Genomic DNA, 12,856 nt, shown 5'->3' with positions numbered 1-12,856 from the left:
GCTGCGCTCAGGGAAACCTGGGTGAGTAGGTGATGCGCTTGAGGTGGTACCACTGGGCAACGCACTTGGCCGGCCACGGCTTCTGACCGTGTCGGCCGAACGGTTCGCCCAGTCCACTGACCGAAACCGGCGTGTAGGGCAGCACCTGGTCGCCGTGTGCCGCGTGGGTGCGCAGCCATCGGTCCTGGCGGTCCCAGTGCTGGGCCCGTACCTCCATCTTCCGCTCCAGATGGGCCAGAGGGACGGCGAGTCCGACGCAGGCCATGACGCAGACCGCCGCCGCGGCCGCCATCGCGAGGCCGGGCAACCACTGGCGTGTGCGCAGGACGCGGCCCAGCACAGCACCGACGGTGGCCAGGAGCATGACGTAGAGGAGCAGATAGTCGTTCCAGGTGCGAGAGGCGGTAGCCACGCTCGCGCCGAATGCCGGATGGGCGACGACAGTGCAGAGATATCCGGAGAGCAGGAACGCGACTACCCCGACGGCGACCGGAATGAGAGGCCGCCGCCACAGGAGCCCTTGCGTCCGCGGGCCGTCTCCGCGCACCAGCAGTCCCAGGAGGAGACCGGCCGCGAAGGCCCCGGCGTACTGCCACGTCGAAAGGATCGTCCCCAGGATGTCGATGAACGCGCGCAGACATGTCATGAGCGTGTCCGGGCTGAACATTGACGTGACATCGGCGTCGAACCGCTGGCGCCTGGTGCGCGCGCCGGGCGACGTGTAGAGGATGACGGTTCCGATCGCGGTACCGACGAAGGTGACGGCGCACCACGAGCGGGCCAGAGTCCGGCCGGGGCCCGGCAAGGCCCAGTAACTCGTCAGTAGGGCAAGGGCGAGGACGACGAACACCACGACCGCTGTCTCCTCCGACAGTGTGCCGATGAAGACTCCGGCCACGACTGCGGTACTGAGGGAGAAGACGCGGCCCTTGCGGGTGCGCGCGCGTAGCAGCGGGATGACGGAGCCGGCGGCCAGAACTGGCGCGAGGGTGTGCGAGACCGAGGAGGCCGGCCAGTAGAACGTCTTGTAGGTGTTCTGCGTGGCGAAAAGGAAGACGCCTGTCATCAGGGCCGCCACCAGCGGCGGGATCGCGCGGGGCGCGCGCATCCCGGTGCTGCGGAGCGCTGAGGCGGTCACTGCCCAGAGAATGCCCAGGATGAGAATGCCGGTGCTCAGTGCGAACCACCTGTGGCCCGGGACCCCGAACGCGGCATAGGCGACGACGAGCAGTGCGTTGGCGACACGTCCGTTGTCCTGGAAGTAGAACTTGTCGATCAGACCGGATGCGCCGTCGTCCCGGACTACCGGGAGGAAGCACCAGTCGTCCGCTCCCGGACGGACCAGGCGGCCGATCCAGACCGCCGCGCCCAGAAGGCCGAGTGGCAGCACTGCGAGAACGGTGGTCCAGACCGTCGTCCACCGTGACGCGAGCCACTTGTTGCTCCCCGTACCGGATCCGTCTTCCGGGTGGGAGAGGTCAGGGGCCTTCGATTCGTCTGTGGTCATGTGTCCTGGTGCCCTTCATGATGGAGGCGCCGTTCGGGTCCGGCCGACGCGGGTTCCCGATCAGCGGGCACGTTGCTGGGTGAGGGCAGCGCCGGAGTTGATGGCCCATCGGGCGAGCAGGAACGAGAGCGGGGTGGCAAGGAGTCCCGCCGCCACGGCGGCGACGTTCTTGCCCATGCCCAGGGCATTTACGCCGGTAAAGAGGAGAACGCCGGTGAGTACGAGGTTGACGAGGCTCGAGACGGGATACCGGAAGAATCCGTGCCACGTCGGTTTCGTACGACAGGTGATGTACGTATTGAGGAAGAACGACCCTACGATACTGACGGCGAAACCGATGACGTGGGCGATCAGATAGGGGATCCATCGGTTCAGGGAGGCGTACACCGCCAGATAGACCCCCGTATTGACGATTCCGATCGACGCGAAGACGAAGAACTGGCGCAAGGTGCGCCCCTTGGACGATCCGATCGCGGAGGCTCCCGCATCCGTCGCTGACGGCGTTTCGGGAGGATGAAGGTCCGCAATGGTGTGGCGCTCCTGCCGCACGCTTACCTCCGTCTCGCGCACCACGTAGAGAGGCCGGTGCTTCGTTTCGAAGTAGATGCGCCCGACGTATTCACCGATGATGCCGAGCGTGGCCAGCTGGACCCCGCCGAGTGCTACGACAGCGGTCAGCAGGGTGGCGAATCCAGGGACGCGCACACCGTGCAGCGCAACGCCGATGACAATCCATAGCGCGTACGCCAACGCTGCGGAGAAGAGCGTGAGACCGATGTAGACAGCCAGACGCAACGGCCGACTGTTGAAGGAGATCAGTCCGTCGATGCCATAGTTGAGCAGGCGTCTTCCGCCCCATTTCGAGGTGCCGGCGGCGCGGCTGACGTTGTGGTAGGTGAAGCTGACGGTGTCGAAGCCGATCCAGGAGAAGATTCCCTTGGAGAACCGGTTGGCTTCGGGCAGGGCGAGCACCGCTTCGACGGCAGGACGGGAAAGCAGCCGGAAGTCTCCCTCTCCGTCGGTGATGTCGACATCCATGCAACGCCCCATCGCACGGTAGTAGGCCATGCTGACGACGCTGCGCAGCACGCCATCCCCCGAACGGTCCCGACGCGCGACAACCTGATCGTAGCCGTGCTGTCGCAGCTCCAGTATCCGGGGAACGAGCGAGGGCGGATGCTGAAGGTCGGCGTCCATGAGAATCACGGCGTCGCCCCGGGACATACGCAATCCCGCAAGCATCGCGGCCTCCTTGCCGAAATTCCGGCTGAAGGAGGTGTAGCGGACCCGCGGATCCGCGGCAGCGAGAGCGCGCAGCTGCTCCCTGGTTCCGTCCCGGCTGCCGTCGTCGACGTAACAGACTTCGAAGCTGCGTCGAGTCGTTTCGAGGACGACAACCAGTGTCTGGTGAAATCGCTCGATCACCTCGTCCTCATTGAAACAGGGAACTACGATCGAAACCTGGCACTCTGTCATTCGGATCCCTGGGAGATGTGGTCACGGCATCTCGGAGCATGCGTCTGTGCCCTCTTGACGCGTCTCGGCCCGAGGCATCGTCAAAGGAATTTTGCAGGCCCCAACGTTCTACGCGATGCCTCCGGCCGATTCACGCCACGGGATGGCACCGAATGGGTGAAGCATCCGTCCCGCCGCTGCCCGAACGGTCCCTGGCGATGCGCCTGACCGGCCGGCTCCTGATTCCTCCCTGCTGCGTTGCAGTGTTCTTCGAACAGAGAGTTGTCCAAACTCGGCTCTGATCAACGGCACGTGCGCTCATGTTCTGCTGAACTGTGGGGCACTTGGCCATATTCTGGGGCGGTTCGGGCCTGTCCGGCCCTTGTTGCCCTGATCGCTGTCGGTGAACTGCCGTGCCCGGCCGGACAGCGAGGGGCGTGGGCTGTGGGGGCCGGCGATTCCTACCGGGTTTGGCTCCCCGAGGGCTGCGACACGCCGGAGCGAACTGGCCCCGATCGCGTCAGCCTGTGGGCGGGACCGGATGCGAGGGCCGCGGCGCGGTCTCGGACCCGAGCGAAAGGAACACCGGTCGTGGAACATCCTCCAGATGAATCCGTTCAGGAGGGACGGAGTGACGGTGTTCCGGTTCCGGACCGCAGGTCAGCTCGGTGGTGGACATCTCTGTGGGTCGGTTCGCTCCCGATTCTCCCCATCGCTCTGCTGGCGGCCGCGGCGTGGTTCGGCCGTTGGGTGCGTCCATCCGGTGATGACTGGTGCTTTCTGCCCGTCGTACGTGACGGGGGGCTGTCCGCGATCGTCGGGAAGTTCTACTACCTGGACAACGGGCGCGTCATGAACGCTGTGCTGGTCTGGTGCTATGCGCGGTTCGGTGTCGCCGGACAACAATGGTTCGGCCTGATCAGCGGTGCGCTGATGCTCGGGCTCCTCTGGGCCGCGGTCGCCGGCACTCTGCCCAGGGCAGGGATGACGGTGCCACGAGGGGTCCCCCTCCTGCTGGCATCGATGGTGACGGCGATGTTCCTGTTCGGGTCCCCCAACACCTACAAGACGTTCTACTGGCCGGCCGCGTCCGTCTCGCACACCCTGCCGCCCGTGTTCGCCTGCGCAGCGGCCCTTCCTCTCCTGCGGGCCACATCACGACGGGGCAGAGGTTTCGCCCTGCTCACAGTCTTCGTGGCGGGGTTCCTTCTGGGCACGCTGTCGGAAGAGACCTGTGTCGTCGGTGTGGTTGTACTGAGCTGTTTGCTGCTGATCAGCGGCCGGATCTTCCCGCAGGAGCGACGTACCTTCTTCCGCGGCTGGTGCGCCGCCGGGATCACTGGAATCGTCATCGGAAGCCTGATCCTCCTCAGTTCTCCGGGCTCACGACATCGGCGTGAACGTCACGATGCCGCGTCGATACTCACTCCCGAATCGCTCCTCGCTTCGCTGCGAGGTTTCGCGCACATCGCAGCCATCCTTCTCACGACATGGCAGTACCTGGGGGCCTTCGTGGCCGGACTGCTCCTGAGTCTGCTGACCCGGGAGCACGAAGGCCGCCTTCCTCCGATGAGATGTGGGACGCTGCTCGCCCGGACCGGCGTCTGCGCCCTCCTCGTCTCCGGCTACCTGTGCACGGTCATCGCCTACCCGGTCTTCGGGCCGAGCGTCATGACGTCCACACGACTGTGGAACGACTACCTGCTGCTCTACATCCTGCTGCTTGTCCTCCTGGGCACACTCCTCGGCCGCGCGTGGAGAGAGAGCGGGCGCCCCACCGGGCTGCCGACGGCCGCCGCCGCATCCGTGTACGTCTTCGTCTGCCTCGCGCTTGCGGTCTCTCTCGTGCACCTCGACGCCGACATGGCGGTACGTGCTCGGAAATGGGACCACCAAGATCACTGGTTGCGCAGCCAGTCCGCGACCGGCGCGAAGGTACTCCCCTACACACGACTGCCCATCAGCAAAATGACCGAACCGTTCGGTGACGACGGGCGCAAGCCGTGGCCCGCGTCATGCGTGGCCCACTACTACCATCTGGAACGCGTGGTTCTGGCGACGGGACCCCCTGAGCACCGGCACCTGCAGACTCAGTCGATCACTCGCCGCGACCGGTCCACCCCAGCGCGGGATCCGAGCTCATCAAAGGCCCGCCGCAGCCTCTTCCCACTCGCGGCGGCCCACACGACGGCACACCAATAAGCTGTCGCCCGGGGGCGGTCCGAACCAGGGTCATTGCATGATCGAGATCTGTCTGGGTTCGTCACGTGAGACCGAGGGCTCGTAGGGGCCGGTGGTAGTCGCGGCCGGTGTGGCGGAGGGCGGCGGCGATGTTGGTCTGGCCGTCCTGGCGGAAGACGCTGATGGCGAGGTTGCGCAGGGAGGCCATGGCGCGGGGCAGGGTGCCGGTGCGGACCTTGGAGTCGTCCTCGCGGAACGTGCGGTCCCGCACGTGGTGCAGGAGGTTCTCGATACCCCAGTGGCCTCTGATCCAGGTGGCGAGCTCGGTGCAGGTGGCGTCGAAGACGCTCAGGCTGGTGATCAGGTAGACGCGCTCGATGGTCAGCTTCCTGGTGCTCAAGTCGCGTCGCCACCGTACGACTTGGATCGCCTGGCGGGCGCCGGGGTAGTCGAGGTGGCTGAACGCGGCGACCTTGAGCCGGCGGATCTCGTCGCGGTGGTGGGCGTGGTCGCGAGCGCGGTGCCCGAGCGGGATGTCCCGTCAGGGCAGCTTCCTGACCTGGGCGTACAGGCCCGGATGGTTCTTCTTCACGACGGCCACGTAGTGCGCGCCGCGACTGGTCAGATAGGCCCCGTGGTCGTGCTGGGTGTGCAGGGCGTCGGCGGTCACCACCGTGTTCTCCAGCTCGAGACCGTCCAGCAACGGCGCGAAGGAGGGGATCTCGTTGCTCTTGGAAGCGACCTGCCGCTGGGCCAGGACCACGCCGTGGTGGTCCATCGCCGCCAGCAGCTGGATCGCCGCGGCCACCCGGGTTCGCGATCCGCGGACCACCTTGCCGTCGACCGCGATCACCCGTCGCACCGGCCGTTTCTCCGCCTTCGGCTCGACCGGGGGCGGCGTTCTGGCCTGCAGATACGCGCTGATCGCCGCGTCCAGCGCGTCACCGTCCACACGCTGCAGCAGGCGGCGCACGGTTGCGGCGTGCGGCACCGGCCGCAGACCGGTAAGTGGATCGGCAGCGAAGCCGAGGACGCCCAGCACATGTTGCGGGGCATCCGTGATCCACTCGCTGATCGCGATGAGCGAGCGAGCGCCGGTCAGCACCGCCGAGACGGCTGCGCACAGCAACGCGAGGGCCGGATATCGCAGTCCTCGCGCATCGCGGGGATCGGTAACCAGGATCAGGAATCGCCGCAGGTCAGCGACATCGCTTGAGGTGAGGGGATCAGTCGGGGAGCCCAGTTGCTCCAGTGCGGAAGGGATGGGCGATGATGTTCGGGCAGGCACGGTCTCGCTCGGTTCTCATGGGTCTCGACAACCACATGATCACCAGCACCGTGCCTGCTCTGCTCTCCCGGGCCCCTTGCCCCACAACGGACATGACGCCACGTCACTCACGAGACCGGCGAACCGGACCAATCCCAATCACGCAATGCCCCTGCGGTCCGAACACGGACGGCGCACAACGACCTGCCGCACTGCTCAACCCGCGGTCATTCCAACGACCCCCTTCACTCACTGAATATTCGGTCATCCCGGCGAGTCGGTCGTTTTGCGCAGTCCAACTACCGGTACCCCTATGGGTGGTGCGCTTCGGCGAAACCCAAGGGGCATCGCCGAAGGTGTCACACTCGCTACCACGATTAGCCCAGGACCACCCCTAGCATGGACCTGATGCGGGCCAAAGGACGAGAAGGACGGGAACGGTCGAGTGGAGTGGACGAAGGGCATCAATAAAACCCGCTCGGCGCACCGGCTGATTCCCGCTACGGTGCTGGTGATGTGCGCAATTCTGGGATCATCGTGCTCTTCGAGTGATTCTCCTCCCGCAAACAGGGTCGCGGGCCCCACGTCGCACCGGACGTCGAAGGGGGCACAAGAACCTCACGGATGCCAACGCACCATGATCGGTGTGGCACATCCCGACGACGACCTCTACTTTGTCGACCCGGAGATCCGGAAGACCATCCATGCCGGATGCGCGGTCACCACCGTCTATCTCACCGCGGGCGATGACGGGAAGAGCCCACAGGCAGCCCGGGACTACGTCGCAAGAAGAGAGAGCGGGGTGCGCGCGGCCTATGCGGAGCTTGCCGGGGCCCCAGATCGCTGGACCGAGGACAGCACACGGGTCAGCGGACGCAGCATCAGATCCTTCAGCCTCGGAAGCGGTTCCCAATCACCCGTCAAACTGATCTTCCTGGGATTGCACGACGGGCTTCCCCACGGACAGGAAAGTGAGAGCATGCTCAAACTGTTCCTGGCGACCCGCAAACGGATTCAGCTGTTCCAAAGCGTGGAAAGCTACACCGAGGACCAGCTCCTGCAAACCCTGTCCGACCTCGCCCGGCAGGAAAGAGCGCAACGCATTCTCACGCTGGACTACGACAACGCTTCCTTCGCCTTCGGTCTCCGCGGCAAGGTCGACCACAGCGACCACGGCATCGGTGCCAGATACTTCAGAAAAGCCGGATATCTCACCGGTATCCCCGTCGCGTCGTACCTCGGATACACCATGTCGTCACTTGAACCCAACCTGCCCCCTGAACAAGTGGCCGAAAAGGAGGCGGCCGTCAGGCGCTACATCGCGCATGCCGATTGCCATTCCAAGAATGGCTGCGCCACGACTGACACCTACAGGGGGCCTCTCCAACTCGACGATTTGGACTGGGTTCACCGCCAGTATCAGCAAGAGCACCGGAATCCACGCCTCGGAGAAATCATGGGAGACATTGGAAGAACTACCGAGTTCAGCAGCAGGGATCCGGAGCAGTGCCTCGAAGCAGTCAGCACGCAACGGAAGTACGGCGCAGTCCGGATCAACACCTGCAACGGAACCAGCGCGCAGAAATGGGAAATCAGTGACGCCGGAACGATCAGAACACGACTCTATAGAGGATATTGCCTCACCAAAGTGACCAGCGGTGCCGGCCTGGCACCGTGTAACACATCACGTCCAGAACAGAAATGGGCACACAAACCCTGGAAAAGTACCACGTGGAAGCGCACGGCATGGCGAATCGCGGGAGAGAAAGGCATGTGCCTCTACCAGGACGACCGCTCGCTCCCCCCTCACTGGAATTCAAGGACGGCGCAGCACCCCCGACTCGGTCTCGTCAGCTGCAACAAACAGCCTGAGCCGGAGCTCTATTGGCGATGGGCAACAGGAACGGCTCACCATGACCCAAACGTTTCATAGCTTGATCTTTAACCTCGATCTTTCGCGAGATGTCCGTCAGCTTGTTGACGGACATCTCGCGTTTGTTGGGTGGAGTTGGGGTGTGGAGGCAGGCTCTCGCGTCGGGTCGGCGCCGGGTTCCGCCGCTCCGGTCGGGGTATCGCTGCTCGTAGGGACGGGAAAGTACCGGTCAGCCTGGGTTCGGGAGGCCTTCGAGCCGTTGCAGGGCGTCGGTGATCAGCTGGGTTCAGGGCAAGCGCGCCGCAAGGCGGAGGATGCGGCGGCGGCCGGTGGTCACGAGTTGAGCGGCGACGGAGAACAGTCGCAGCAGCAGCACACTGGTTTCCCCGCTTCGGGCGGCCCCGTCAGGGCGAGCATCGACATCCAGGCGAGGGCGACGTGGATGATCTCCGGAAAGATCTCGTTCTGCGCGGTGTAGTGGAGGGACAGGTTGGTGAGGCCGGTGGCCCGCGCGCCCCGGAAGCGGTCCTCGGCCCTGGCCCGCTGGCGGTGCCGCAGCTACAGCTCAGCGATCGAAAGGTTCTTAGTGTTGGTGGCGAAGCGGGCCAGCCGCATCCCGTCGGCGTCGGTGAAGCGCAACTGAGCTCCGGGGTGGTTGAGTCGGCCCGCAGCGCGGTGCCGGTGTTGCCACCGGCCCGTTTCTGCGGGCCGCTCGCCGAACCCGGCGTGCGCGTTTCCACGCACCGGGCTCTCCACGGTCTCTGCCGTCAGGCGTGGTTGGCCAGGGGCCAGGGATTTGGGATCTTGTTGCCGCGGTACCGGTATCGCTCGGTTGGCACCCGGCCGAGGTTGAACAGTTCGACCCCGTCTGATGAAGGCATTCGCCACCGGCCGGTGTGGTCGGTGAGGTGCCTTCGCAGATCGGTCCAACTCCAGCGATGCAGCCGCATCCACCACCGAGCAACCCGTCGCCAGACGAAAATGGCGAGGGTTTGCATGGTGCTCTTGGCGACTGCGTATCTGAAGTAGTTGGACCAGCCGCGCATGATCCGGTTGAGCCGTCTCAGCACGTCCCTGGATGGCTGTTGCGACAACCTGTGTGTCAGGGCACGAATCTTGTCCTTCAAGGACCGGATGGGCCGGTCTGCGATGAAGGTATAGACGTACCACTTGTCCGTACCTCGCTTGCGTTTCCACTGGAGGCGGAACCCAAGGAAGTCGAACCCTTCGCTCATGTGCACGACGCGGGTCTTGGATTCGGAGAACCGAAGCCCCAGCAGCGCGAGCACATCAGCGACTTCTTCGCGCAGGGTTTCCGCGTCGTCGCAGCTGCCGAACACGAGCACGACGAAATCGTCCGCGTAGCGGACGATCCGCCAGTTCGGTAACCCCTTCCGGCGACGGAGGGCGCGACTTACGGGGCTGCCCATCGCCCCGCCCGGCCGCCACGGCCCATGCACGTGCTCATCAAGCGCGCTCAGGGCGATATTGGCCAGCAGCGGGGAAAGCACGCCCCCAACGCAATGGGCAACTTCTGCTTCGAGGTGACGCTCGGCTACCGGCGCTTGGAACTCCTTCCTCGCGCGGAGGGTAAGGAGCGTCACAATGGGTAGTAGGTTTGTGACATGGTGCGTGGTGATCGTGTCGATAGCGTCGAGTACGCCCGGCGGGTCAACGCCGCCGCGGATCTGGTCGGGGCGGGTGTGCCCGTGGCCGCAGCCGCCCGCACGTTGGCGAGTAGGTACGGGGTGTCGGTGCGTCAGGCACGCCGGTATCTGGAGCAGGCCATGGCCGCTGGACATCTCGAAGTCCCCGAGTCGAGCGTGGTGTTCACTGTCAAGCTGCCGCAGTCGCTGGCAGGACAGATCCGCGCCCGTGCCCACGAGAGCGACCGGGCGATCTCCGCGGTGGTGGCCCAGGCCCTGGCCGAATTCCTTGAGCGGGGTGCCCCGGAGGGGCGGCCGGGCAGGTGAGGGGCCGGCCGGTGGAGGTGGAGGCGGTCTTCGACCGTCATGCGGCGGCGGACTTGTCCGCGGCCTACGCGGCGTTGGTTCCGCAGCGGCGAGCCCGGATACCGGACCGCCTCGAGCAGGCAGGAGTGAGCGATGACCAGCGTGGCGATCTACGCCCGGGTGTCCTCGGCCCGGCAGAAGAAGGACCAGACGATCAGCTCGCAGACCGCGGCCCTGCGCGCGCACGCCGCCGAACAGCGTCTTGAGCTGCCCGAGGAGTGGGTGTTCGAGGACGAGGGGCACTCCGGGGCGACCCTGGTGAGGCCCGCACTGGAGCGGCTGCGCGACCTGGTCGCCCAGTGTCGGCGTACGGGCTGTAGTGCAGAGGTATGTACGGGCTGATGCGCAGAGCTTGAGACCGTGTCAGCTGACGGCGGTGACGCCGCCTTCGATGGCGGTGAGGCGGTTCTTCAGCCGGTAGCTGGCGCCGTTGATCGCGAGGATCTCGCAGTGGTGGAGGAGGCGGTCAATGATGGCGGTGGCCAGGACGTCGTCGCCGAAGACCTGCCCCCACTCGCTGAAACTTTTGTTCGATGTCAGCAAGGTGGAGCCCTTTTCGTAGCGCTTGGAGAGCATCTGGAAGACGAGGTTCGCCTCGTCACGCTCCAGCGGGAGGTATCCAACCTCGTCGACCACGAGGACGCCTGGCCGCAGGTAGGTGCGGAGTTTGCTGGCCAGGCGGCCGATGGAGTCGGCGGCTTTGAGCTGGCGGACCATGTCGTCGAGGGTGGTGAAGTAGATCGTGTAGCCGGCCCGGCAGGCGGCGACCGCCAGGGCGACCGCGAGGTGTGTTTTCCCTACTCCCGGCGGGCCCAGCAGAGCAACGTTGGCCTTGGCCTCGACGAACGCGAGGGTGGCCAGGTCCTTGACCTTCCTGGGGTCGAGTTCGGGCTGGTAGGAGAAGTCGTACTCCTCGATCGTCTTGTAGTGCGGCAGCCGGGAAAGCCGCAGGGCATGACGGAAGCGGCGCTCTTCACGGACGGCGAGTTCTTCTTCCAGGACGAGGTCGAGGAAGTCGAGGTAGGCCATCTGACCGGCATCGGCCCGGCCGACGTACTCGGCCAGCGACTGGGTCAGGTGAGGCAGGCCGAGCTTGGTGGCGGTGGTGCGGATCCGGGCGGTGACCAGCTCGCTCAACGCATGTCCTTGGGGTCGATGGGGGCGGGGGTGAAGGGGCGAGTGCCGGTGATCTGGTCGTAGAGCGCCAGCGGCCGGGTGCCGACGTGGACTTGTGCGGCCCGGGCCCGGGTCAGCAGGGAGACAAGCCCGCCGGGCTCGGTGTCCGTGCGGGCCGGCCTGGCTGCGGGGGTGCCGGGATCGGTGGTGGTGGCGCGGGTATGTCCGTCGGGCAGGCACTGCCAGTGGGCCTCGTCCACGATGCGGGCGCCGCGGCCGACCGCGCGTGGGTGGACAGCCAGCAGCGTGATGCCCTGCGCGTCGGGCACCGTGGAATGCAGTGCGACCGTGGCCGCCGACGCCCTGACCTCGACCAACTGCCGGTGGCGGACCTTGACGGCGGGCACCGAGTACAAGTTGGCGTCGAAAGCGACCAGGCAGTCCTTGGCCACGTGCCGCAGAAACCGGTCGGCGACAACGTAGGGGCGAGCGGGCACCGGCCGCAGCGCGGCATGATCCCGCCCGGCCCGCACGCCGATCACTTCGCCGTGGGTGCGGTGGGTGCGGGCCCGGCGCTGGGGGACCCAGGCCATGAACGCCCCGTCCAGATCGTCCAGGCCCGAGAAGGCCCGGCCGGCCAGCACATGATCACGGACGATGGTCACCTGACGCTCGACCCGGCCCTTGCCGGTGGGCCGGTAGGCGGCCAGTACGTCGATGTCGAAGTCGTAGTGCCCGGCGAACGCGACGGCCTCCGGATGCAAGGGGACCGCCTCGCCGGGTGCGACATGACGGCGGACCACGGTCTTGGTCCGGTCGTAGACGATCACCCCGGGCACCCCGCCGTAGTGCGCGAACGCCCGGCGGTGGCACTCCCAGAACGCCGCCAGGTTCTGGCTGGTGGTGAAGCAGCAGAACGGATCCCGAGAATAAGACAGGACCATGTGGAAGGAGTAGACCTTCGGGATCCCGACATGGGCCAGGATGCCGCCCTCATCGCCCCAGTCGACCTGGGCCTGGGCGCCGGGCACCACTTCGAAGCGGCGGTGCAGCCGGGCCAGCTCGCGCGGGGTGTATCCGAGCTCCTCCGCAATCCTGGGGCGGGCCTGCTGCACATACATCTTGACGCGCTGGTAGTGGTGCGGGAAGTCATACTGCTCGACGAGACGCTCATGGATCACCGCGGCCTTCAGCAGCACCTCGGCCCGCAGCCAGGCATCGATCACATGCGCCCACGGCTTGATCACCTGGTTGCCCAGATCCGACCGCGGCGCCGGAGCCGGAGGCTCAGGAGGCCCGTCGCTCTCCAGGTACTTCTTGACCGTCCGCCAGTTCAGGCCAGTCTCCCGGGCAATCTCCGAGATGCTCGCACCCGCCTCATGCAGAGCCCGGAAACGCCGCAGTTCCAGCCACCGCTCCGGTTCCAGCAACATCCGGCAGGCCCT

Annotated in this window: 8 protein-coding genes and 3 pseudogenes; 4 read left to right on the top strand and 7 right to left on the bottom strand. The window is 65.9% G+C overall.

All coding sequences use genetic code 11. The features are described from left to right. Positions 1-7 precede the first annotated feature (7 nt). Positions 8-1,507: a DUF6056 family protein gene (locus OG395_RS46700; RefSeq protein WP_327248342.1), complete on the bottom strand. Its 1,500-nt coding sequence runs from the start codon at positions 1,505-1,507 to the stop codon at positions 8-10. Positions 1,508-1,594: 87 nt separating this feature from the next. Next, positions 1,595-2,983: pseudogene (locus OG395_RS46695) on the bottom strand (glycosyltransferase); the annotation flags it as partial. Positions 2,984-3,712: 729 nt separating this feature from the next. Here OG395_RS46695 and OG395_RS46690 point away from each other — a divergent pair. Then, on the top strand, positions 3,713-5,164 hold the full coding sequence (locus OG395_RS46690; RefSeq protein ID WP_327248341.1) for a DUF6056 family protein: 1,452 nt from the start codon (positions 3,713-3,715) through the stop codon (positions 5,162-5,164). Between the two features lie 61 nt (positions 5,165-5,225). Here the strand turns inward: OG395_RS46690 and OG395_RS46685 are convergent. Then, a pseudogene (locus OG395_RS46685) lies at positions 5,226-6,431 on the bottom strand (ISAs1 family transposase). A gap of 616 nt (positions 6,432-7,047) precedes the next feature. On the opposite strand from OG395_RS46685, the gene OG395_RS46680 reads away from it, so the two are divergent. Then, positions 7,048-8,343 carry a PIG-L family deacetylase gene (locus OG395_RS46680; protein WP_327248340.1) on the top strand — a complete coding sequence of 432 codons (1,296 nt, stop codon included), beginning with the start codon at positions 7,048-7,050 and terminating at the stop codon, positions 8,341-8,343. A gap of 226 nt (positions 8,344-8,569) precedes the next feature. On the opposite strand, the pseudogene OG395_RS46675 reads toward OG395_RS46680, so the two are convergent. Both OG395_RS46675 and OG395_RS46670 read right to left on the bottom strand, forming a co-directional pair. Continuing rightward, positions 8,570-8,937 (bottom strand): annotated as a pseudogene (locus tag OG395_RS46675) (transposase); the annotation flags it as partial. A gap of 113 nt (positions 8,938-9,050) precedes the next feature. Next, positions 9,051-9,794, bottom strand: a complete 744-nt coding sequence (locus OG395_RS46670) for a group II intron maturase-specific domain-containing protein (protein ID WP_327248339.1) — start codon at positions 9,792-9,794, stop codon at positions 9,051-9,053. Between the two features lie 114 nt (positions 9,795-9,908). On the opposite strand from OG395_RS46670, the gene OG395_RS46665 reads away from it, so the two are divergent. Beyond that, the gene (locus tag OG395_RS46665) at positions 9,909-10,256 is read left to right on the top strand and encodes a hypothetical protein (RefSeq protein WP_266649909.1); all 348 of its coding nucleotides are present in this window, start codon (positions 9,909-9,911) and stop codon (positions 10,254-10,256) included. A gap of 132 nt (positions 10,257-10,388) precedes the next feature. Then, a complete protein-coding gene (locus OG395_RS46660) occupies positions 10,389-10,637 on the top strand; it encodes a recombinase family protein (RefSeq protein ID WP_327248338.1) in 249 nt (82 codons plus the stop codon). A 21-nt stretch (positions 10,638-10,658) separates the two neighbouring features. On the opposite strand, the gene istB is transcribed toward OG395_RS46660, so the two are convergent. Together istB and istA are read right to left on the bottom strand one after the other, a co-directional pair. After that, positions 10,659-11,432: an IS21-like element helper ATPase IstB gene (gene istB, locus OG395_RS46655; RefSeq protein WP_327248337.1), complete on the bottom strand. Its 774-nt coding sequence runs from the start codon at positions 11,430-11,432 to the stop codon at positions 10,659-10,661. Next, the gene (gene istA / locus OG395_RS46650) at positions 11,429-12,844 is read right to left on the bottom strand and encodes an IS21 family transposase (RefSeq protein ID WP_327242964.1); all 1,416 of its coding nucleotides are present in this window, start codon (positions 12,842-12,844) and stop codon (positions 11,429-11,431) included. The genes istB and istA overlap by 4 nt, the downstream gene beginning before the upstream one ends. Between the last annotated feature and the right edge of the window lie 12 nt (positions 12,845-12,856).

It is taken from the genome of Streptomyces sp. NBC_01320, assembly GCF_035974375.1.
GTDB lineage: Bacteria > Actinomycetota > Actinomycetes > Streptomycetales > Streptomycetaceae > Streptomyces > Streptomyces yanii.
The sequence above is the reverse complement of the archived record's forward strand: the minus strand, read 5'-3'. Positions and strand labels throughout refer to the sequence as shown.